Source organism: Mesorhizobium maamorense, from assembly GCF_044998965.1.
In the GTDB taxonomy this organism is placed as follows: Bacteria; Pseudomonadota; Alphaproteobacteria; order Rhizobiales; family Rhizobiaceae; genus Mesorhizobium.
This window is the reverse complement of record NZ_CP173356.1, coordinates 5,130,281-5,149,261: the sequence shown is the minus strand read 5'-3', so window position 1 is coordinate 5,149,261 and position 18,981 is coordinate 5,130,281. Positions and strand designations below refer to the sequence as shown.

At 64.3% G+C, this 18,981-nt stretch carries 17 protein-coding genes and 1 riboswitch; of the genes, 9 read left to right on the top strand and 8 right to left on the bottom strand.

The genetic code is table 11. From position 1 onward, the window contains the following. Positions 1 to 49: 49 nt before the first annotated feature. From ACIU1A_RS25735 to ACIU1A_RS25725, 3 genes are read right to left on the bottom strand one after another with little or no spacing between them, the layout of a single operon-like run. The gene (locus ACIU1A_RS25735) at positions 50 to 292 is read right to left on the bottom strand and encodes a type II toxin-antitoxin system CcdA family antitoxin (protein WP_404925575.1); all 243 of its coding nucleotides are present in this window, start codon (positions 290 to 292) and stop codon (positions 50 to 52) included. Between the two features lie 44 nt (positions 293 to 336). Continuing rightward, positions 337 to 2,154, bottom strand: coding sequence for an ABC-F family ATP-binding cassette domain-containing protein (locus ACIU1A_RS25730; RefSeq protein WP_140566884.1), 1,818 nt, complete (start codon positions 2,152 to 2,154; stop codon positions 337 to 339). A 1-nt stretch (position 2,155) separates the two neighbouring features. Further along, a complete protein-coding gene (locus tag ACIU1A_RS25725) occupies positions 2,156 to 2,800 on the bottom strand; it encodes a thiamine diphosphokinase (protein WP_404925574.1) in 645 nt (214 codons plus the stop codon). A gap of 88 nt (positions 2,801 to 2,888) precedes the next feature. Continuing rightward, positions 2,889 to 3,004, top strand: a riboswitch (TPP riboswitch). Positions 3,005 to 3,046: 42 nt separating this feature from the next. Between ACIU1A_RS25725 and thiB the strand changes: the two genes are divergently transcribed. From thiB to ACIU1A_RS25705, 4 genes are all read left to right on the top strand, one after another. Next, a complete protein-coding gene (thiB, locus tag ACIU1A_RS25720; RefSeq protein WP_404925573.1) occupies positions 3,047 to 4,045 on the top strand; it encodes a thiamine ABC transporter substrate binding subunit in 999 nt (332 codons plus the stop codon). Positions 4,046 to 4,281: 236 nt separating this feature from the next. Then, a complete protein-coding gene (gene thiP / locus ACIU1A_RS25715; protein WP_404925572.1) occupies positions 4,282 to 5,895 on the top strand; it encodes a thiamine/thiamine pyrophosphate ABC transporter permease in 1,614 nt (537 codons plus the stop codon). Continuing rightward, positions 5,895 to 6,677: a thiamine ABC transporter ATP-binding protein gene (gene thiQ, locus ACIU1A_RS25710; protein WP_140493309.1), complete on the top strand. Its 783-nt coding sequence runs from the start codon at positions 5,895 to 5,897 to the stop codon at positions 6,675 to 6,677. The genes thiP and thiQ overlap by 1 nt, the downstream gene beginning before the upstream one ends. A gap of 257 nt (positions 6,678 to 6,934) precedes the next feature. Next, positions 6,935 to 8,398 carry a M48 family metalloprotease gene (locus ACIU1A_RS25705; protein WP_140493312.1) on the top strand — a complete coding sequence of 488 codons (1,464 nt, stop codon included), beginning with the start codon at positions 6,935 to 6,937 and terminating at the stop codon, positions 8,396 to 8,398. A 72-nt stretch (positions 8,399 to 8,470) separates the two neighbouring features. Here ACIU1A_RS25705 and ACIU1A_RS25700 read toward each other — a convergent pair whose 3' ends face one another. After that, a complete protein-coding gene (locus ACIU1A_RS25700) occupies positions 8,471 to 9,337 on the bottom strand; it encodes an RNA polymerase factor sigma-32 (protein WP_140493315.1) in 867 nt (288 codons plus the stop codon). Positions 9,338 to 9,659: 322 nt separating this feature from the next. Here ACIU1A_RS25700 and ACIU1A_RS25695 point away from each other — a divergent pair, with 322 nt between their 5' ends. The 5 genes from ACIU1A_RS25695 (at position 9,660) to ACIU1A_RS25675 (ending at position 13,029) form a co-directional block, all read left to right on the top strand. Further along, entirely contained in the window at positions 9,660 to 10,433 is a 774-nt protein-coding gene (locus ACIU1A_RS25695) for an amino acid ABC transporter substrate-binding protein (RefSeq protein WP_140493318.1), read from the top strand. Positions 10,434 to 10,541: 108 nt separating this feature from the next. Then, positions 10,542 to 11,222 carry an amino acid ABC transporter permease gene (locus ACIU1A_RS25690; RefSeq protein ID WP_140493321.1) on the top strand — a complete coding sequence of 227 codons (681 nt, stop codon included), beginning with the start codon at positions 10,542 to 10,544 and terminating at the stop codon, positions 11,220 to 11,222. Further along, on the top strand, positions 11,219 to 12,010 hold the full coding sequence (locus tag ACIU1A_RS25685) for an amino acid ABC transporter ATP-binding protein (RefSeq protein ID WP_140517572.1): 792 nt from the start codon (positions 11,219 to 11,221) through the stop codon (positions 12,008 to 12,010). The genes ACIU1A_RS25690 and ACIU1A_RS25685 overlap by 4 nt, the downstream gene beginning before the upstream one ends. A 111-nt stretch (positions 12,011 to 12,121) precedes the next feature. Then, the gene (locus tag ACIU1A_RS25680) at positions 12,122 to 12,901 is read left to right on the top strand and encodes a patatin-like phospholipase family protein (protein ID WP_404925571.1); all 780 of its coding nucleotides are present in this window, start codon (positions 12,122 to 12,124) and stop codon (positions 12,899 to 12,901) included. After that, entirely contained in the window at positions 12,898 to 13,029 is a 132-nt protein-coding gene (locus ACIU1A_RS25675; protein WP_404925570.1) for a hypothetical protein, read from the top strand. Before ACIU1A_RS25680 ends, ACIU1A_RS25675 begins: the two co-directional genes overlap by 4 nt. Before the next feature lie 101 nt (positions 13,030 to 13,130). On the opposite strand, the gene ACIU1A_RS25670 is transcribed toward ACIU1A_RS25675, so the two are convergent. The 4 genes from ACIU1A_RS25670 to ACIU1A_RS25655 form a co-directional block, all read right to left on the bottom strand. Beyond that, positions 13,131 to 13,712 (bottom strand): CarD family transcriptional regulator, encoded by a 582-nt coding sequence (locus ACIU1A_RS25670; RefSeq protein ID WP_006327799.1) that lies wholly within the window; start codon positions 13,710 to 13,712, stop codon positions 13,131 to 13,133. Positions 13,713 to 14,079: 367 nt separating this feature from the next. Further along, positions 14,080 to 14,418: a ferredoxin FdxA gene (gene fdxA / locus ACIU1A_RS25665; RefSeq protein ID WP_140493333.1), complete on the bottom strand. Its 339-nt coding sequence runs from the start codon at positions 14,416 to 14,418 to the stop codon at positions 14,080 to 14,082. Positions 14,419 to 14,622: 204 nt separating this feature from the next. After that, positions 14,623 to 15,018 carry an RNA-binding S4 domain-containing protein gene (locus ACIU1A_RS25660; RefSeq protein WP_404925569.1) on the bottom strand — a complete coding sequence of 132 codons (396 nt, stop codon included), beginning with the start codon at positions 15,016 to 15,018 and terminating at the stop codon, positions 14,623 to 14,625. A gap of 14 nt (positions 15,019 to 15,032) precedes the next feature. Further along, complete coding sequence (locus ACIU1A_RS25655; protein ID WP_404925568.1) at positions 15,033 to 18,347, bottom strand: helicase-related protein; 3,315 nt, start codon at positions 18,345 to 18,347, stop codon at positions 15,033 to 15,035. Between the last annotated feature and the right edge of the window lie 634 nt (positions 18,348 to 18,981).

Here is an 18,981-nt window from a genome sequence, read left to right as displayed (position 1 = left end):
CAAGGTAACCACTGCCTCCGGCATTCCGATAGAGATCGTAACGGGCCCATCAAAACAGCGGGCGTGTGGCCAATGGCAACCCGTTCCGCTCGACATAGGCGTTGGAGCTCACAATCGCCTCAAAGTTCTCCTCTTGCCACCGACGCGTTTTTTCCGACGCGATGGCCTTCGCAATACCCGCCTCGGCGGCGCGCGAGAGATTGATACCCGACGCTTTGGCGTCTTTGATCAGCTGAGCGTCAATGGATGTATTGATAGACTTTCGCTGAGGTTTTGTCGTCGATTGAAGCACGGAGACAGCCCTCTTTTAAGCGCATAACGTAGCGCATACCATCTTCACCCCTCCATCTCCTCGCGCAACATCTCCAGTTCGAGCCACTCTTCCTCCAGTGCCGCCAGCGTCGCGCGCTCCTTGTCGAGGGCGGCGATGGTCTTCTGGAACGAGGCCGGATCGCGCTCGTAATAGGCCGGATCGGCGATGTTGTTCTCCAGCCGCGAGATCGAGGCTGTCACCGCCTCGATCTTCTTGGGCAGCGATTCCAGCGCGAATTTCTGCTTGAACGAGAGTTTTTTTGCCGGGGCTTTGGCGGTGGGGCTGTCCGCCTTCGCCGTCGGCGCCTCGCTTGCATCCGCCTTCGCCCGCGCCTTGCGGTCGTCGAGCCTGGTGCCGCCGCGCTGCGCCAGCATGTCGGAATAGCCGCCGGCATATTCGACCCAGCGGCCGCCGCCGTCCGGCGCGATCACGCTGGTCACGGTGCGGTCGAGGAAATCGCGGTCGTGGCTGACCAGGATGACCGTACCGGCAAAACCGGCGACCAGTTCCTGCAGCAACTCCAGCGTTTCCATGTCGAGATCGTTGGTCGGCTCATCGAGCACCAGCAAGTTCGCCGGCCGGGCCAGCACGCGCGCAAGGATCAGCCGTGCCCGCTCGCCGCCCGACAGCTCGCGCACCGGCGTGCGTGCCTGCTCCGGCTTGAACAGGAAGTCCTTCATGTAGGAGACGACGTGGCGCTGCTCGCCATTGATGACAAGGTTCTCGCCGCGCCCGTCGGTGAGATACTGAGCCAGCGTCTCCTGCGGATCGACCGCCTCGCGCTTCTGGTCGAGCGTGGCGATCTCCAGATTGGTGCCGAGCCGCACCGAACCGGCATCCGGCTGCAATTCTCCGGTCAGCATCTTCAGAAGCGTCGTCTTGCCGGCGCCGTTCGGCCCGACGAGGCCGACGCGGTCGCCGCGTTGGATGCGGGTCGAGAACCCCTTGACCACGGTGAGGTCGCCAAAGCTCTTCTCGATGTTCCTGGCCTCGATCACCAGCTTGCCGGATTCGGCGGCGTCGCTGGCCACCATGGTCGCGGTGCCTTCGGCGCCGCGATGGCCGCGAAAACGCTGGCGCATGGTCTGCAATTCGCCCAGGCGGCGCATGTTGCGCTTGCGCCGCGCCGTCACGCCATAACGCAGCCAGTGTTCCTCGCGCACGATCTGGCGGCCGAGCTTGTGCTGTTCGCGCTCTTCTTCCTCAAGCACCTGGTCGCGCCATTCCTCGAAATGGCCGAAGCCCTTATCCAGCCGGCGCGTCTGGCCCCGGTCGAGCCACACGGTGGCGCGCGAGACGCGCTCAAGGAAACGGCGGTCGTGCGAGATGACGATGAGGGCCGAGGAGGTGCGGACGAGTTCCTCTTCCAGCCATTCGATCACCGAGAGATCGAGGTGGTTGGTCGGCTCATCGAGCAGCAGGATATCAGGCTCGGGCGCCATGACGCGGGCAAGGGCGGCGCGCCTGGCCTCGCCGCCGGAGAGGTCGCCCGGCTGCTCCTCGCCCGAGAGGCCGAGGTGCTCCATCAGGTAGCTGGCGCGATAAGGATCGTCGGCGGGACCGAGGCCGGCCTCGACATAGGCGCGCACGGTTGCGAAGCCGTCCATGTCGGGCATTTGCGGCAGATAGCGGACGGTCGCCGATGGCTGGCGGAACACCTCGCCGTCCTGCGGCTCGATCAGGCCGGCGGCGATCTTGAGCAGCGTCGACTTGCCGGACCCGTTGCGGCCGACCAGCGCGATCTTGTCGCCTGCCGACGCAGCCAAGTCGGCGCCGTCGAGCAGGGGCGTGCCGCCGAACGTCAGTTTTATTCCGTCGAGATTGAGAAGAGGCGGCGCCATGTCAGCTTTCTGGCAAGGGATAGGGATGGGCGAGCAGCAGCGCGCGCCCCGCTCCCAGCGCGATCTCGAGCCTGCCCTTGACCTCATTAGAGATGGTCAGCGACGAGCCGAACGCGACCTTGACGCGGTCAAGCGGCCATTTCGCGCCGGCGACGGTCAGCCCGGCAAGCTCGGAAAAACCCAGGATCGAGAACAGGGTGCCGTCTGTATAGTCGAAGCGGGCCGTGCCGTGCGCCAGGGGCACGGCTTCCTGCGCGCCGCTGGTCAACAGCACCTTTGTCCCGGCCCCGGTCAGCCGCAGGGCGAGCGCCATGTGCAGGAAGGCATGGTCGGCGCGCTTGCCGCCGAAGGCGCCGGCAAGCACGAGGCTGGTCGCGCCGCACTCCAGGGCGGCCGATATCGCGAGTTCGCCATCGGTGGCGTCCTTCTCTGCCGGGAAGGTTCGGCGCGGCACGGCGGCCAACGCATCCGGCAGGCCGGCGGGCACGGAATCGAAATCGCCGACCCACAGTTCCGGCACAAGGTCGAGCGTGCTTGCATGGCCGATGCCGGCATCGGCGGCGATGACGCGGGTTCCCTCGACCTGACGGTCGAGCCGTGGCGTGCGGATGAGGTCGCCGCCAAGCAGGATGGTGAATGTGCTCATATCGTGTGGCCCTTACCAGCCCGGCAGCGGAAACGGAAGGCCGGCAAACAGCCACTTGCGCGGTTCACCGGCCGGGCCTATGTGTCGAGGCGCTCTAACGGGGTGCCGGACGCGATATTTCGCGGACCGGCTGAGAGGCAGTCTCGCCAACCCGCTGAACCTGATCCGGTTTGTACCGGCGGAGGGATTAGACGTTTCGGACAGTCCGACGCCTCAATTCCTTTAACCCGAACGAAGGAGGCGCCGATGCGCACGCTTTTATACGCCCTTGTCTCTGCAGTAGTCGTGGTTCTGTCGGGGCCAGCCTTGGCCAGGGACAAACTCACCGTCTACACCTACGAGAGCTTCACCGCCGACTGGGGGCCCGGCCCGGTGGTGAAGAAGGAATTCGAGGCCGAATGCGGCTGCGATGTCGACTTCGTCTCGGTTGCCGACGGCGTCGCGCTGCTCAACCGCGTCAAGCTGGAAGGGGCCGCGACCAAGGCCGACATCGTGCTTGGCCTCGACACCAATCTCACCGCCGATGCCAAGGCCACTGGCCTGTTTGCACCGCATGGCGCCGTGACCGGGCTCAATGTGCCGGGCGGCTGGAACGACGACATCTTTGTCCCGTACGACTATGGTTATTTCGCCGTCATCTATGACACGCAGAAGCTGAAGACGCCGCCCAAGAGCCTGAAGGAATTGGTCGAGGGCAGTGCCGACGACAAGATCGTCATCCAGGATCCTCGCACCTCGACGCCGGGCCTCGGCCTGCTGTTGTGGGTGAAGTCGGTCTATGGCGACAAGGCGCCGGAGGCCTGGGCCAAGCTCAAGGCGAAGGTCTTGACCGTGACGCCGGGCTGGAGCGAGGCCTACGGCCTGTTCACCAAGGGCGAGGCGCCGATGGTGTTGTCCTACACGACCTCGCCCGCCTACCACATGGTTGCCGAGAACACCGAGCGCTACCAGGCCGCTTCCTTCGAGGAGGGCGAGTATCTGCAGATCGAGGTCGCCGGCATCACCACGACGGGAGCCAAAAATCCGCTGGCGGAAAAGTTCATCGCCTTCATGACCGGGCCGAAATTCCAGGATGCCATCCCCGAGACCAACTGGATGTTCCCGGCCGGCAAGACCGACAAGCCGCTCAATCCGGCCTTCGACAGACTGGTCAAACCGACCAAAACCTTGCTGTTCAGTCCCGAGGAGGTCGCTGCCAACCGCAAGGCATGGGTGGATGAATGGCTGGCGGTGATGAGCAAGTAGTTTGGTCGTATGATCGAATGATGAGTGCTCTACAGCGCCCCCCTCTGTCCTGCCGGACATCTCCCCCACGAGGGGGAGATTGGCCGTCACGACGGCTTTCGCCAATTGGCGACGTCACAGGAGAGGGTGGAGCGCTGAAGCAGCCAATCTCTCCCCAAGTGGGGGAGATGTCCGGCAGGACAGAGGGGGGCGCGAAGGAACGCGACGCTCGCTAAAGGTCCTTTGGGTGGCGCAGCGTGCAGCGCGCGTCTGACCCCCGCATCTCCGCCGGTATCCTCGCGCTTGCGGCGATCGGGCTGCTGATCGGCGGCGCGTTTGCGGGCCTTGTCTTCGAAGGCGCGAACGATTTCTCCGGCGCCTGGGCGGCCTTCGATCCTTATCTCCTGCGCGTCGTGCGCTTTACGTTGTGGCAGGCGGCGCTTTCGACGCTGTTGTCGGTGGCGCCGGCCCTGTTCGTGGCTCGCGCGCTGTCGCGGCATCCGCGCTTTCCCGGCCGCGGCTTCATCCTCCAGCTCTTCGCCCTGCCGTTGGCGCTGCCGGCGATCGTGGCGGCGCTCGGCATCCTGGCGCTCTATGGCCGCGCCGGCTATTTCGCCGGCTTTCTTGGTGCCGTCGGCGGTTACCATTGGCCGGGCATCTATGGCCTCTCCGGCATCCTCGTTGCTCATGTCTTCTTCAACCTGCCGCTGGCCACGCGGCTGTTCCTCGAAACGCTGCAAACCATCCAAGCCGACCAATGGCGGCTGGCGAGCCAGCTCGGCATGGGTGCCGCACCGGCTTTCCGGCTGATCGAGTGGCCGACACTGCGCGCCGCTCTGCCGGGCGTCGCCGGCCTGGTGTTCATGCTCTGCATCACATCCTTCACGATCGTGTTGACGCTGGGCGGTGGCCCCGGCGCGACGACGCTGGAGGTCGGCATCTACCAGGCGCTGCGTTTCGATTTCGATCCCGCGCGGGCGGTGGCGCTGACGCTGCTGCAGATCGCGCTGACCTTTGTCGTGGTGCTGGCGTTGACGCGGCTCGGCGCCAACACCACCGGTGACGCCAATCTGCCGGTGGCGCCGCGCCGCTACGTCTCGGCCGGCAGGACCGAGACCGCGCTGAATGCCGCGCTCGTCGTGCTGGCCCTTTTGTTCGTCGCCGGGCCGATGACGGCGACGGTGATGTCAGGCCTCGGCGCCGACCTCGGTCGTCTCGCCGGCGAAGCGGCGGTGCGGCAGGCGACGCTGACCAGCGCCGTGCTGGCTTTCCTGTCGGCGCTGCTGTCGGTTGCGCTGTCGCTTTCGCTCACCATGGCGCGCCGCGTGCTGGCCCTGAAGCGCCGCTCCGGTCCGCGGACCGTGCTCGAACACGCCACCGACACCGGTGCCGGCTTCGTCCTGGTCGTGCCGCCCATCGTCATCGGCGCCGGCTGGTTCCTTCTGCTGCGCCATGTCGGCGATGTCTTTGCCATAGCCCCGGTCATGGTCGTCACTGTCAATGCAGTCATGGCGATGCCTTTCGCCATCCGTGCCATCCGCCCCGCCTATGATGCGGCGAGCGAGCGCCATGAGCGGCTCTGCGCGCTTCTGGGAATAGCGGGCTGGGCCCGGTTGCGGCTGGTCGACTGGCCCTCGCTGCGACGGCCGCTGGCCACCGCCTTCGCGTTTGCCATGGCGCTGTCGCTTGGCGATCTCGGCGTCATTGCATTGTTCGGCAGTGATTCCGTGCAGACCTTGCCCTACCTTCTCCTGGCGCGCATGGGCAGCTACCGTACCGAGGACGCCGCCGGCCTGGCGCTGCTGCTCGGTCTGGTCTGCCTTGCGCTTGTGGTGGCGGCGAGCGGGCTGGGAAGGGGAGAACGAGACTGATGGCTGCGGGCGCCACCAATGGTGCGACAAGGGGAGCCGAGGTGCGGCTGGACACGGTCTCGTTCAGCTACGGCGACGCGCCGCTCGTTTTCGATGTCGATTTCGCCGCGTCGAAAATTACCGCCATCATGGGGCCGAGCGGCTCGGGCAAGTCGACGCTGCTCAATCTGGTGGCGGGCTTCGAGACGCCGCAGGCTGGCCGCGTGCTGATCGGCGGCGCCGATGTGGGCGCGGCGCCGCCTTCGGCGCGGCCGGTGTCGATGGTGTTCCAGGAAAACAATCTTTTTGCCCATCTTTCGGTCGAAGAGAATGTCGGGCTCGGCCGCTCGCCCTCGCTGCGGCTGACCGAGGCCGACCGCGCTGACATCGCGGAGGCGATCGCGCGCACCGGCCTCGCGGGCAAGGAAAGACGCCTGCCGCGCGAACTTTCGGGAGGCGAACGCCAGCGTGTCGCATTGACGCGCGTGCTGGTTCGCAACCGCCCGGTGCTTCTTCTGGACGAGCCTTTCGCTTCACTCGGACCGGCCTTGCGCGACGACATGCTCGATCTTGTCGCCGACGTGCATGCCGAGCGGGGCATGACGCTGCTGTTCGTCACGCATCAGCCACAGGACGCACGCCGTATTTGTGAGGAGGTGGTGTTCCTCGACAACGGCATGGTTGCCGCCAAGGGCAAGGCGGATGATTTCTTTGCCGGGGCTGGTCCTGAAGTTTTCCGGCGCTATGTTGGCACAAGCGCCTGGGAGGCTGGATCACGAGATATTGCCCGGAAGCGGACATAATTTACGCTCAAACCGGCTCCTGGCGACGGGGCGATTGCTTGCCATGACAGAGGTAGTGTGGCTAGGTCCGCCCTGTACCGGTCCGGTGCAGGCCGTGATTTGCCTGCAGCATCCGCCGCGCGTTGGTATGGCGTGGATGCTGTAATGCTTTGATTTGCGCATGAGCCCTTGCGAGGATCGCCCCGATTTTCGCGGGCATGCGCCAGACCTGAAAGGAAGCCGTTCTGCCGACCGGCACGGAAAGACCAAGAGGGAAAATGCTGGCGCGCTTTCTGGCGCTGGCCGGCTTTGTCGTGGCCCTGGCAAGCTGCCAGATGTTCACACCTCCGGAAGTCCAGGAATCCGGCTTCCAGCCTTCCGACAAACCGATCACGGTCGACAATGTCGCGGCCAATAACAAATTGGCCGAACTGGCCAAGGCGCAGCATCCACGCATACTGGCGACCTATGGCGGCGAATATTCCGATCCCAAGCTCGAGCGCATGGTCGCCAAGGTCGTAGGCAGCCTGACGGTGGTGTCGGCCAACCCGACCCAGACCTATCGTATCACCATCCTCAATTCGCCCAACGTCAATGCCTTCGCACTGCCGGGCGGCTACCTCTACGTCACGCGCGGCCTGCTGGCGCTGGCCAATGATTCGGCCGAGCTCGCTGCCGTCATCGCGCATGAGATGGGCCACGTCACCGCCAACCACGGCCTGCAGCGCCAGCAGCTCGAGGCCGAGGAGGGGCTCGCCACCAAGGTTGTTTCCGACGTGCTCGGCGACAGCCCGACCGCCAAGGCGGCGCTGATCCGCGGCAAGCTGAGACTGGCGCAGTTTTCGCGCAACCAGGAACTGGAGGCCGACGCGATCGGCATCAAGTCGATCGGCGAAGCCGGCTACGATCCTTACGCCGCCGGCCGCTTCTTGCAGTCCATGTCGGCCTACACCGATTTCCGCTCGATCAGCGGCGCCACCGACGCCAGCCTCGATTTCCTGGCAACGCATCCCAATACGCCGCAGCGTATCGACCTTGCGCAACGCCATGCCCGCCAGTTCGGCCCGCCGGGCGTCGGCACCCGCGATCGCGACGCCTTCCTCGCCGGGATAGACGGCCTGCTCTACGGCGACACGCCCGAAGAAGGCTATGTGCGCGGCGAGACCTTTCTGCATCCGGGCCTGGGCGTGTCCTTCTCGGTGCCGGAGGGCTTCATCATCGACAATTCGGCCGCCGCCGTGACGGCGACCGGGCCGGGCGACATCGCGATCCGCTTCGACGGCGTGTCGATCGACAAGAACCGTGCGCTGACCGACTATATCAGGAGCGGCTGGGTGGCCGGTCTCGACGATGCGAGCGTCAGGCAGGAAACGATCAACGGCAACGAGGCAGCGACGGCGCATGCCGGCGCCGAAGGCTGGCAGTTCGATATCGCGGTAATCCGCGCCGGCGGCCAAGTCTACCGGCTGCTGACGGCGGCACCGTCCGCCAGCACGTCGCTCGACACCGTGGCGCGTTCCGTCAGCGGCTCGTTCCGCATTCTGAGTGCCGCCGAAAAGGCGGCACTCAAGCCGCTGCATATCCGCGTGGTAACCGTCCAGCCGGGGCAGACGATGGGTTCGCTTTCGGCGCAGATGGTCGGCGTCGACCGCAAACTCGACCTGTTCCGGGTGCTCAACGCGCTGTCGCCGGGGGCTGCGGTTTCGGCCGGCGACAAGGTCAAGATCGTCACCGACAAATAGCCGATAGTCGGCGCTGACCCGCTCTCTCGTTTTTGGGACGAGAAACTTCTAGGTAGTTTTCCTGGAATGGATTTAGGCGGCGGTGGCGAGGAATTCCGGGTTCTGCTTCACCAGCGCCACTTTCAGCTTTTCCATGGCGCGGGCCTCGATCTGGCGCACGCGTTCCTTGGAAATGCCAAGCGTCTCGCCGAGCGCTTCGAGCGTCGCGCCCTCGTCGCTCAGCCGACGCTCCTCGATGATGCGCAGCTCACGCGCGTTGAGTGCGGCAAGCGCCGCCTTCAGCCATATCGAGCGGCGTTCGATATCGATGGTGTCGCTGACGACCTCGTCGGGCAAGGGATCGTCCGACACGAGGAAGTCCATCCGCTCGGTCGCGCCCCCATCGTCGGCAAGCGGGACATTGAGGGAGGAGTCGGGCGCCGAGAGCCGCGAATCCATCAGCGCGACATCGGCTTCGGAGACGCCGAGGGCCGCTGAAACCTCGCGGTACAGCGTCCTGTTCGACAGCGGCTCCGCGGCGCCGTTCGCCAGCCGGGCGCGCAGGCGCCGCAGGTTGAAGAACAGAGCCTTTTGCGCCGAGCTGGTGCCGCCGCGCACGATCGACCAGTTGCGCAGGATGTAGTCCTGCATCGAGGCCCGGATCCACCAGGTCGCATAGGTCGAAAACCGCACTTCGCGCTCCGGCTCGAAACGGGCCGCGGCCTCGAGCAGGCCGACATGGCCCTCCTGGACCAGATCGCCAAGCGGCAGGCCGTAATGACGGAATTTGGAGGCCATGGAAATGACCAGGCGCATATGCGCCACGGTGATGCTGTGCAGCGCGTTCTGGTCGTTGTCCTTTTTCCAGCGCAGCGCCAGCCGCAACTCCTCGTCACGTTCGAGATAGGGAGCCCTCATTGCCGCGCGGACCATGATCCGTCCTGCCGTGTCTTCCATCATGAGGCACTCCCTGGCTCTGGCGATACGGATGTCATTTCGAAACCCGGCAGCCGCTCGACTTGAAATGACGGCGTCCTGCCCTACAACGAACGCAAAACGTGCCATGCGCGGGAAAGGTTCCGCCGCCGGCGGCGCGGCGTGGAGGCTGCGCGAAAAAACTCCGGGCGGGGTCGAGGCACCGCCAGAAACGTCAGTGGTAGAATCCGATTCCGAATAATGGATGTTTTTGAAATCTCATTCCTTATTTTTTCAACTCACATCTGTCAATTTCCAGCGCTCACACACCATGCCGGATATCAGGCCAGGACGGGATCACAGAAAAATGAAATGGCTCAAGTCGCTCATCGTCGCCGGAACTTTGCAGGTTCTGGCTGTTACCGCAGGCTATGCCGGCGCCAATCTCGACCAGATCAAGCAGGCCGGCGTCATCAAGGTCGGCACGGAGGGCACCTACGCACCCTTTACCTATCATGATGCCGGCGGAGCGCTGGTCGGCTTCGATGTCGAAATCGCCAAGGCGATCGGCGACAAGCTCGGCGTGAAGGTAGAGTTCCTCGAGGGCAAATGGGACGGGCTGATCGCGGGCCTCGATGCCAACCGCTATGACGCGGTCATCAACGAAGTCGGCATCACCGACGCCCGCAAGGCGAAATACGATTTCTCCGACCCCTACATCGCCTCCAAGGCAGTGCTGATCGTGCGCGGCGACAACACCGACATCAAGAGTTTCGCCGATCTCAAGGGCAAGAAGTCGGCGCAGTCGCTGACTTCGAATTTCGGCAAACTGGCCGAGGCCAACGGCGCCGAACTGGTCGGCACCGACGGGTTCGACCAGTCGATCCAGCTGCTTCTGACCGGCCGCGCCGACGCAACCATCAATGACAGCCTGTCCTTCCTCGACTTCAAGAAGCACAAGCCGGATGCCAATGTGAAGATCGCGGCCCAGGAAGAGAACGCCGACTATTCCGGCGTCATCGTTCGCAAGGGCGATCCGGAACTGGTTGCCGCGATCAACAAGGCCCTGGCCGACATCAAGGCCGACGGTACCTATCAGAAGATCGCAGACAAGTATTTCGGCCAGGACGTTTCGAAGTAATTTACGGCCGGGCCGTTGGCGGCCCGCGCGACATCGCCCGGCGGCGGACCGTTTTGACGGCCCGCCGCCTTTCGCGTGATATACGGCAGTCGCAAGAAGGAGCCTTTCGTGCCGCACTGGCTGCAACTCATGCTGGAATCGCTGCCTTCGCTGCTATGGGCCGCGTTGATCTTCACCGTACCGCTGACGCTCCTGTCCTTTGTGCTTGGCTTGAGCGTCGGTCTCGGAACCGCGCTGATCCGGCTCTTCGGGCCAATGCCCCTGGTCGCGGTGGCGCGCTTCTACGTGTGGATATTCCGCGGCACGCCGCTCCTGGTGCAGCTGTTCCTGATCTTCTACGGCCTGCCCTCGGCCGGCATCCTGCTTGACGCGTTTCCCGCGGCGTTGATCGGCTTCACGCTCAATATCGGCGCCTATTCGTCGGAAATCGTTCGCGCGGCGATAGGCGCGGTGCCAAAGGGGCAATGGGAGGCGGCCTATTCGATCGGCATGACCTGGAGCCAGGCGATGCGCCGCACCATCTTGCCGCAGGCCGGGCGCGTGGCGGTGCCGCCGCTCTCCAACACCTTCATCTCGCTGGTCAAGGACACGTCGCTGGCCGCCGCCATCACCGTGCCGGAAATGTTCCAGGCCGCGCAGCGCATCGTCGCCACCACCTATGAGCCGCTGATCCTCTATGTCGAGGCGGCTATCCTCTATCTGGCGATGAGTTCGGTGCTGTCGGCCTTGCAGACGCGGCTGGAGGCGCGGCTCAATCGCTATGGCGGGTTCCTGGAGGCGCGCTCGTGATCGACCTTGCCAACATCGAAAAGCGCTTCGGCGACAATCTCGTGCTGAAGGGCGTGACGGTTGCCATCGCCGAAGGCAGCGTCACCGCGCTGGTCGGTCCTTCGGGGGGTGGCAAAAGTACGCTGCTGCGCTGCATCAACCTGCTTGAGATCCCAACCTCGGGCACAGTGCGTATCGGCGATCAGGCGCTGGAGTTCCATCCGGGAGCGAAGGTGGCGGCCCGGGACATTCAGCGGCTGCGGCTGCAGACCGGCATGGTGTTCCAGAACTTCCAACTGTTCCCGCATCGCACCGCGATCGAGAACGTCATGGAAGGGCTGGTGACGGTGCTTAAGTGGCCACAGGCGCGGGCGCGCGAACGGGCGCTCGCGCTGCTGGAAAAGGTCGGCATGGCGCACAAGGTCGATGCCTGGCCGGCAACGCTGTCGGGCGGCCAGCAGCAGCGGGTAGCGATCGCCCGGGCGCTGGCGCCGTCGCCAAAGGTGCTTTTGTGCGACGAACCGACCTCCGCGCTCGACCCGGAACTGGCGCAGGAAGTCGTCGACGTGCTCGGCCGGCTCGCCAGCGAGGGGACGACGATGGTGATGGCCACGCACGATCTGCGGCTTGCTTCAAAGATCGCTCGCGAGGTGGTGTTCCTCGAGGCCGGCATTGTCGTCGAAAAGGGCCCCGCGGCGGTGCTGTTCGGCAATCCGGAGCGCGAACGGACAAGACGGTTCATCGCGACGCTAAAGCAGGAAATGGCGGAGAAGGAGGGTGGGGGAGAAGGCGGCAATTTCTCGTCCTAGGCCTGCGCTGCGCTTGCTCCCTGCCGGGCATTTATCCTCGTGAGCCGCCGTCAGGCACGGTGTTTCTATTTCGATGGACGGGCGTGTCCATGCGCTGCAATAGTGGGGCCGATGGTTCGCAACGTTGCTCTTGTTCTCGGTGGTGGCGGGGCCGCCGGAAATGCCTGGCTGATCGGCATCATCGCGGGCCTCGCCGACACTGGTGTCGATCTGACCGAGGCCGCCGATCTGGTGATCGGAACCTCGGCAGGCGCCAATGCGGCAGTGCAGGTGCGCAGCGGCATATCGCCGGGCAAGCTGCTGGCCGCGGTGCTGTCCCCGCTGCCGGTTCAACCGGCCGGACCGAGCCGTCAACCGCCGTTGCCGCCGATGGATGGTGTATTCGAGCGGATGCGTTCCATTTCCGCCGCCGCTACCTCGGCAGCCGATCTGCAACGGGCGATGGGCGCATTCGGATTGGAGAGCGATGCCAAATTCGGACCTGAAGTGGCCAAACAGCGGCGCGCGCTGGTCGCCGCCAGATTGCCTCGCCATGAATGGCCGGAAAGGCCGATGATCTTGGTGGCCGTCGACGCGCTTACCGGTGAACTGGCTGCGTTCGACCGCGATTCCGGCGTCGATCTGGTTGACGCGGCCACCGCGAGCACCGCGCTGCCCGGTGCGGGGCCAACGCACAGCATCAATGGCGTCCGCTACATCTCCGGTGGCGTGCGCTCCGCCGACAATGCCGACCTTGCCTCGGGCTATGCGAACGTGATCGTGCTCTCGCCGTTCAGCGGACGGAGCGGGCCGCTACCGGAAGGCCAGTTCGAGGCCTGCGCAGACCGCCGGGCGCGGACCTTGCAAGCGAGGTCGAAGCCCTGCGCCAGCAGGGCAGCGAGGTGGTGGTGATCACGCCTGACGTCGATTCCCGCGCCGCAATGGGCACCAACCAGATGGATCTGGCGACCCGCATCCCCGCGGCCCGTGCCGGTTTCGCCCAAGGCAAGAAGGAAGCGACCCGCCTAACGTTCCTGTGACGATTGCACGCCGAGGGCGTGCACCAACTTTCCAAATATTGCCTGCAACAAAAAACCCGGCGCAAGACCGGGTTTTTCAAAAACTCAAAAGGCGCAAGGCCTCAGGCAGCTTCTTCCTGCTCGGCTTCCTCATTGTCGGCCTTGGCGCCGCGCTTAGGGCCCTTGTTGAGATTGACCTCGATCAAACGCACGGCTTCGGTTTCCGACATGCGGTTGACAGCGGCGATCTCGCGGGCCATGCGGTCGAGCGCGGCTTCGTAGAGCTGGCGTTCGGAATAGGACTGCTCCGGCTGGTTGTCGGCGCGGTAGAGGTCGCGAACAACTTCCGAGATCGAGATCAGGTCGCCGGAATTGATCTTGGCATCATATTCCTGCGCGCGACGCGACCACATGGTGCGCTTGACGCGGGCGCGGCCTTGCACGACCTTCAGTGCGCGTTCGACATAATCCTCTTCCGACAGCTTGCGCATGCCGATCGAGGTTGCCTTGGCGACCGGCACCTTGAGGCGCATCTTGTCCTTCTGGAAATCGATGACGAACAGTTCCAGCTTGTGCCCGGCCACTTCCTGCTCGTCGATCGAGACGATCTGGCCGACACCATGCGCCGGATAGACGATGTACTCGCCGGTCTTGAAACCGTGACGTGCAGCGGTGGACTTCTTCTGCGGGGTGATCGTTGCCATTACGCCCTGAACTCCTTGTTGTGGGCCGGCGGCGGTGCCGGCTGAACTCGCGCGATCGGGTTACCGATCATTAGCCGCACAACAGATGAACCCACCGGAAAAGCCGGGACCGGCAAACCGCACGATTGCGATCGCCTGGCCCAGATCGCTCTGGTCCGATATGGGATTTTCACCTTTCAGTGATTTGGGGCGTTAGCGCCATAAATCGACGTTGTGTCACCGGCATGTTTCGCTCATGTAACACAAAAAGTCGGAAGAATCAAGGTTTTGCTGCATAAGCGAAGGCCACAGGTTCACGCCGCCTGTCAAGGCGGTTAATAGGCCGTACCTCTTACGCCGCGTCATGCCGGTTGAAACGGCAGCGCTGTCAGTCGCCTTCTCCGGGTTCAGCCGAGAAATATTTCTCGAACTTGCCGGCCTCGCCATCGAAGGCCTTGGCGTCGGCCGGCGGCTCCTTCTTGGCGGTGATATTAGGCCATTTCTCAGCGTATTCGGTGTTTATCTGCAGCCATTTGTCGAGGCCCGACTCAGTATCGGGCTTGATCGCGTCGGCGGGGCATTCCGGTTCGCAGACACCGCAGTCAATGCACTCGTCGGGATGGATGACGAGCATGTTCTCGCCCTCGTAGAAACAGTCGACCGGACAGACCTCGATGCAGTCCATATATTTGCATTTGATGCAATTGTCGGTCACGACATAGGTCATCGATCTGCTCCGGGACGTCCCGTTTTTGTTGGCTTTTTCCGTGAGGTAACGCCTTTGGCGCTCGCTTGCAAGGGCGGCCATTCCGGCCATGTCCGCATTGCCGGAATGGAATTCCAACGGGTCGGCAATGGCGGGCATCGGTCATGTGCTCGGACCGTTGTGTCGGCGGTGTGGAAGAACATACATGCCTCCGTGCACCGGCGGTCAGTCGTCGCCAAGCAAGCGGTCGGTCTCGCGGCGCTCCTTCTTCGTCGGGCGGCCGCTTCCGGCCTCGCGCAGCCCTGGGATCGCGTCGGGAAGCGCCTCGCCCGTCGGTGCGGCAGGCGGCGACATGTCTTCGTAGAGCGTGCGTGCCTCCACGGCGGGGCCGCGCCGGCTTCCCGCATCGAGCACCTTCCAGATGAAGATGCGCCGCTCCAGCGTGATGGTCAGGACGTCGCCAGGCTTGACCAGGTCGGAGGCCTGCGCTGCTTTGTCGCGATTGATGCGCACCCGGCCGGCCACGACCAGTTTGGCGGCCAGCGAGCGCGATTTCACCGCGCGCGAGAAGAACAGCCATTTGTCGATACGCTGGCGGTCGGTGGCCATCGGGGCGACCATCGGATCCTGTGCGGCTATTTCTTCAGCTGGTCGCGCAAAGCGGCGAGCTTGGCGAAGGGAGAGTCGGGATCGAAGCGCACCGGGCGCTCCTCGCGCGGTTTTGCCTGAAACGAGGGTTTGCCGCCTTGCGGGCCGCCCTTGCCTTCCGGCCTGCCGCCCGGCCGGCCCTCACGGCGGTCAGAACGCTCGCCCTGCGGCTTTCCCTCCCGCCGTTCCCCGCCTTCGCCTTGCGGCCTGGGCTTGAACTTCGAGCGATCGAAACGCGGCTTGCCGGCGCCATCGCGGCGCCCTTCATGGGCGGGCCGGGTGCCGGGCTGGCCGACAGCGGCATCCGCCGGGGCATCGGAGCGCGCCGCCTGGCCGTTGCGCGGCCGGGCGCGGTTCTCGTGGTGACGGTGACGAGGCCGCTGGTCGAAGCGGCCCTGCCGCCACAACAGGATCGGCTTAGGCTCTTCGGCTTCCGCAGCGGGTCCCTGTTGGGGAGCGTCGGCGCTGTCCCCCTCCTCGCCTCGCTCCGCGATCTCCCCCGTCGAGGGGGAAGTGAGAGCGTCGGCGCTTTCGGCGGCAGGAGTCTCAGGCACGGCTTCTGCTACAGGCGCAACCTCTTCCGTAGCTTCGGCTGGAGCTTCGGGTTGTTCTTCCGCAACAGTTTCGGCCGCTTCCGCAATGGGTTCAGCAGGAATTTCGACGGCGGTCTGGGCAGTCGCAGTTTCCGGATCTTCCGCTGATGTCTCCTCAGGCGTGTCCGTCGCAGCCGCCTCCGCCGCCTTGGCCTGCTCGGCGCGCGTGGCCTCTTCCGCTGCCAGCTTGGCCGCCACGGCTTCCCGGGCGGCATTGTCCTGCGCTTCCAGCCGTGCCTTGATCTCGGCCGCCGGCTTCGGCTCGGCACGATAGCCAAGACCTTTCAGGATTTCTTCCATGTCATCGGCCGTGGCGCCGAGAATCGACATCATCGGCGGCGTCACCATGAAAGACTGGCCATCATAGGCGCCATCCGGACGCTGGCCGAGGCCGGGCTTCCAGTTGGTCGCCGGGCGGATCAGGTCGGCCAGCCGTTCCAGAATGTCGATGCGCACGGCGCGGCGGCCGAGATTTCGGTAGCCGGCAAGCTTGTAGAAGGCCTTGTCGAAAGCCGGATCGATGACCACCGAGGTGCGGCCCGATGCCAGCGCATGGACGACGTCGCCGAAGCCGAGCTTGTCCTTGCCATCGTTTTTCAGCGCCCACAGCAACGTCACCAATCCCGCGGGCGCCGGCTTGATCAGCGCCGGCACGAAGACATGATAGGCGCCGAAGCGCACGCCCAGCCGGCGCAATGCCGCGCGGCCTTCCTGGTCGAGCGACTTCATCTCCTCGGCGATGTCGCGACGATTGATAAGGCCGAAATTCTCGACCAGCTGGAAGGCAATGCCGCGGCCGATACCCGATATCTGCTCGGCATTCTTTAAATCGACCAGCGGCTTCAGCAGGGATTCGATCTGGAAATTGACGAAGCGCTCGGCGCGCGCGGCGACCTTGTCACGCGCCGGGCCGGTCAGCTGTTCGTCGGCCAAAAGCACCAGGCGCGGCTTCAGCGCGTCTTCACCGGCAACCAGAGTGCCGATCGGCGCGCCGATCCAGCGCAGCGTGCCGTCGGAACCGAGCGCGATGTCGCCATTGGCGCATGCGCCGAAGCGTTCGGCGCGTGCCTCGAACTCCGCCGCCAGCGCCTTCTGGGCGGCCGCGCGCACGGCCTTGGCGTCTTCGCCGCCAGCGCTCTGATCGGCGGTGAAACGGAACCCCTGCAACTCGCCGACATGGTGGCCTTCGACGAGGACGGTTCCGGTTGGGCTTATTTCGGCTTCAGGCATGGTATTTTCTCTAAGGCGCCGCATGAGGACGGAAGTCCTGCGGTCTACGAAGCGTTTCGTCAACCGCTCATGCAGCGCATCCGACAATCTGTCTTCGATTTCGCGCGTCTTTTCCTGCCAGTGTGCCTGATCGGCCAGCCAGCCGGGCCGGTTCGACACGAATGTCCAGGTGCGGATCTGGGCGATGCGATGCGACAGCGTATCGATGTCGCCCTCGGTGGTGTCGGCGCGGCGCACCTGCTCGGCCATGTAATTCTCGTCGACATGGCCATGCCTGGCGAGGTCCATGTAGATCGACGCAATGAGGTCGGCGTGCTGGGCCGGCGCTATCTTGCGGTAGTCGGGGAGCGCGCAGGCCTCCCACAGCAGCGCGACGCGCCTTGCGTCGGTGGCGAGCGCCCTTATATCCTCGTCACGCGACAGGTGCTCGAGCGCCTGCGCATCGACTGCCGGCAGCGCACGGGTCAGGCCCTCCACCGGGGCATTGGTCTCAATCGAGCGCTTCAGCGCGTCGAGGCTGGCGAAATTGAAACGCGCTGTGCGCCATTGCAGAACTTTCACCGGGTCGAAGTCGTGGCTTTCGATCTTCTTGACCAATTCCTCGTCCAGTGGGTCGACCTGGCCGGTGACGCCAAAGGTGCCGTCGCGCAGGTGCCGGCCGGCGCGCCCGGCGATCTGGCCAAGTTCGGCCGCCGTCAGGTTGCGATACTGGTAGCCGTCGAACTTGCGGTTCTGGGCGAAGGCGACATGGTCGAGATCGAGGTTAAGGCCCATGCCGATGGCATCGGTGGCGACGAGATAGTCGACGTCGCCCGACTGAAACAGCGCCACCTGGGCGTTGCGGGTGCGGGGCGAGAGCGCGCCAAGCACGACGGCCGCACCGCCCTGCTGGCGGCGGATCAGTTCGGCGATGGCATAAACCTCGTCGGCGGAGAAGGCGACGATCGCTGTGCGCCGGGGCAAGCGGGTCAGCTTCTTCGAACCGGCATAGGCCAGATGTGACAGCCGCGGCCGCGTCACCACCGAGACGCCTTTCAACAGGCGCTGCAAGATGCCGTGCATGGTGGCGGCGCCGAGCAGCAGCGTCTCCTGGCGGCCGCGCAGATGCAGGATGCGGTCGGTGAAGATATGGCCGCGCTCGAGATCACCGGCAAGCTGCACCTCGTCGATAGCGACGAAGGCGGCATCGGTCTCGCGCGGCATGGCTTCGACGGTACAGACCGAATATCTCGCGCCTGGCGGCTGAATCTTCTCCTCGCCGGTGATGAGCGCCACCTTGTGAGCACCGACCTTTTCGCAGACGCGGGTGTAGACCTCTCGCGCCAAGAGCCTGAGCGGCAGGCCGATGATGCCGCTTTCATGCGCCACCATGCGCTCGATGGCGAGATGGGTCTTGCCTGTGTTGGTCGGCCCAAGCACGGCAGTCACGTCGCGACCCGATAGGATCAGCGGCTCGGTGGGTTTCGGATGGATGTTCATCGCTCGGAAATAAGGCTTTCTGGCCTCTCATTGTCGGGAGCACGCCTCGGGTGGCGCGTATGACAGGCGACACATAGGGATTTCAGGCGCGAAGCGAAAGCGGAATGTTCCGCTGGCGGTTCGAAGTCACCTCCGTCGAGCTTCGGTTCGGCTGCTGATTAAGGGTTGGAACGAGTCTGGAACGAATCGGCGACGAATCGCTGACTCGCCCGGATTCAGGTTTTGTTCACGGCTAGATGTGGAGTTTTGGCTGATGATCCTTACCACATGCTGAATCACGGAATTGGCCCGTTTCATGCTAGGCGAGAGCCGCCGTTAACTTTCGCTGGCAAAGCCGTGTGGCAGCCCGCCTTGCTTCATCCAAGCTTATGAAATTGTTGAACTTTCTTAATAGAAATTAACAGTTTGATAGGCGATTGCAACTGCTCTCGTTAACATTGCGGCCAAACATGGAACGAAAGGGCGACGAATCGGCGATGTCGGGATTTTCCCTGTTTGTTCACGACAAGATATAGTGTTGCGCACAGGTTTTCCACCGACAATGCACAGCTTATCCAGGCACTTTTGCACAATACCCGCTGCCGCCATTAACCTTTGCGTGCCGGATTGGAACAGCAGGCCGACAGCCGTCATC